Source organism: Candidatus Electronema sp. TJ (assembly GCF_048287355.1).
Taxonomy (GTDB): Bacteria; Desulfobacterota; Desulfobulbia; order Desulfobulbales; family Desulfobulbaceae; genus Electronema.
In genome coordinates, this window is sequence record NZ_JBLWEP010000191.1 from 1 (window position 1) to 2,567 (window position 2,567).

Annotated in this window: 2 protein-coding genes; both read left to right on the forward strand. The window is 57.0% G+C overall.

The window, feature by feature from the left end; genetic code table 11:
* Nucleotides 1-305 precede the first annotated feature (305 nt).
* Complete coding sequence (locus ACNKID_RS11045; protein WP_417913484.1) at nt 306-641, forward strand: DUF167 domain-containing protein; 336 nt, start codon at nt 306-308, stop codon at nt 639-641.
* Between the two features lie 9 nt (nt 642-650).
* Nucleotides 651-2,261 (forward strand): hypothetical protein, encoded by a 1,611-nt coding sequence (locus tag ACNKID_RS11050; RefSeq protein WP_417913485.1) that lies wholly within the window; start codon nt 651-653, stop codon nt 2,259-2,261.
* Nucleotides 2,262-2,567 lie beyond the last annotated feature (306 nt).

The window sequence follows — 2,567 nt, forward strand, 5'->3', positions numbered from 1 at the left end:
CGGCATCGCAGCAGATGCGGGCGGGCAGTTCAGATGCGAAACACACAGCGGCGCAAGGAGGGATGAACATGCGTTTTCCCAAACCAAAACCGTGACGAGGAACAGCGGCAGTGGGCCGGAAGCATTCTCCTTGCCGCCGGGTTGCATCAGACCTCTTGCGCAAGCAGCAGGGGCTTGCGCAAGGCAGCAAGGGCGAAAGATTTTTAAACACATGCTTGGCGCAGCTATTCGACGCAGAGACAGGCATGCAAGTAAAAAAGCATCTTGGTCTATCTTCAGTCATGAAAATATGCTTCAATTGAGGCATGAACGTTCCGACTTCAAACGTCCTGTCCTGCCTGCGCACCCGCGCTGACGGCAGCCTGCTGCTCACCCTGCATGTTCAGCCCGGCGCAGCCCGCACCGAGCTGGCAGGACTGCACGGCGATGCGCTGAAGCTGCGTTTGGCTGCTCCGCCGGTGGATGGCAAAGCGAACAAGGCAGCAGTTGATTTTATTGCCGCCCTGCTGCATCTGCCCAAATCCGCCGTTGTCATCAGGAGCGGCCAAGCCAGCCGCGCTAAAACTCTTCTGCTGACCGGCATTGCCGAAAATAAAGCCCGCTCCCTGCTGGAGCTAAACCGAGGCAGCTCAAACGGCTGAACCCCTGCGATGATGAAACGCCCCTCACCTCCGAAAGTTCCGCTCCCTAACACCCAGCCGCTGAAAAAGCCTGCCGCTAAACCACAGCCGACGGCGAATAAAGGAGAGGTCAGCAGTATTGGCGAGATATTTGCCGCCGCGTTCCGCCTGTATGCGAAACGAGTTCTGCCGATGCTGGCGGTCACGCTGCTCGGCCAGCTGTTTACCCTCTTGACGCTGGCTGGTCTTGGCATAGGAGTTTTTTTCGCCTTGGGTCTGGACGGACCAAAGCTCCAGCAGTTTTTCAACAGCGACATCCAGAGCATACTTGCGGATCCGTCGCAGGCACTGGCGCATTCCTTCGCCCTGCAGCTGCTCGGCGGCGGCATTTTTTTGGTTCTGATTGCTGTTCTGCTGTTCTGCTGGGCGCAGACTTCGGTATTTGTCGCCGCTGTAGATGAGCAGCACGGCATTATTGAATCGCTTTGCACTGGCTGGAAATATATTTTCCCGATGCTTTGGATCAGCAGCCTATATCTCGGCATTTTATTGACCGCCAGCCTGTTTCTCATTCTGCCTGCTCTGATTTTGTCTGTTTCCATGTCATTCTGGATTTATGTCATGATTGATGAGGATCGGCGCGGGATTGACGCGCTCATGGCCAGCCGTCTTTATGTGCGCGGACATTGGTGGGATACTTTTTTCAAAATGCTGCTGATGACCTTGGCTGTTGCAGGATTGATCATACCGCTATCTTTGCTGCCGCTTGTTGTCCAGTTTCCTGGCCAGCAGATCGTGCTGAGGGTGCTTCATCCTTTCATCATGATGTTTTCGATCGTCTTCATGGTGACAGTATACCGCGACCTGAAGCAGGCTGCGGGCAAGATTGACACAGACAGCACCTGCCGCTGCCTGTGGATGCCGATGGCCCTTGTTGGCATTATTTTGCCGCTGCTGTGGCTGATCGGCCTGTTTGTCGCCTTTGGGCCGAAGCTGCCGGACAGCATGGAGCGGATTCGGACGCAGCTGCTTGAGCAGATCAGACAGACCGCCGAACAACAGGGGATCAGCCTGCCGCTGCCGCCCCGCCGCGAATCCGCCTCCAACACCGCTCCGACGGTGCAGACAGTATCTTCAGTGGACGGCTTTATCATCTGGCGCGACCCGGTCGGCGATGTGCGCAATCCCCTGCTGGACATCAGGCAGGTTTCATCGGAGGGCAAACAGGGCGCACTTGTCCTTGCGGTGGAGCTGGCCAAGCCGCTGGCCGAATATTTTGCAGCGCAGAAGGATGATTTTGACCCGCTGGTGAATTTTTACTTCGACACTGATTTGAATCCGGCCACCGGCGGAGCACTCTCCGGCGAAGAAGGACGGGCGGGCTACGATTTGCATCTGGAAATTTTGCTGGCCAAAGACAAACCCTACGCGAGCCTCTACCGGCTTGACGGCCAGCAGAAGCAGTCGCTGGAGCCGTTGGCCGAGGACACGCTTGCGGTCTCCGACAGCAGCCTGACTGTGCGGCTGCCCTATGGACGGCTCAACGCGTCGGCTGGCGGCTCGATCAGGGCCTGCTTCCGAGAGGCGGCACAGTTGGAAGGCAGCGGACTGGGAATCGATCAAACTGTCCCCCTGAAATGAACAGACCTCTTGCATAGAGCTGGAGCATCATAAAATGATTCCTTTGCCCAGTGCCAGCTTGTCCATCTCGTAGGGGCGAACCCCTGTGTTCGCCTTGGAATGAGGAGGGCAGGCACTGCCCCTTGTATCTTTCGAGATGTGGTGATTAGCTGCCATCATACGAGCTGGGGAGAGCTTGCGCTGCCTCTAAGGCAAGAAACCTTGATGCGTAGATAAAGCCCCCCGCTCACTTTCACGCCAGCGGCAACACTGGACGGCAGCCCAAGGGGACAACTCTGTATGCACAAGGCAAGCGGGCGCGATGGC

Coding starts and splice junctions, on each gene's coding strand:
- ACNKID_RS11045 (WP_417913484.1), top strand. CDS start 306: ATGAACGTTCCGACTTCAAACGTCCTGTCCTGCCTGCGCACCCGCGCT.
- ACNKID_RS11050 (WP_417913485.1), top strand. CDS start 651: ATGATGAAACGCCCCTCACCTCCGAAAGTTCCGCTCCCTAACACCCAG.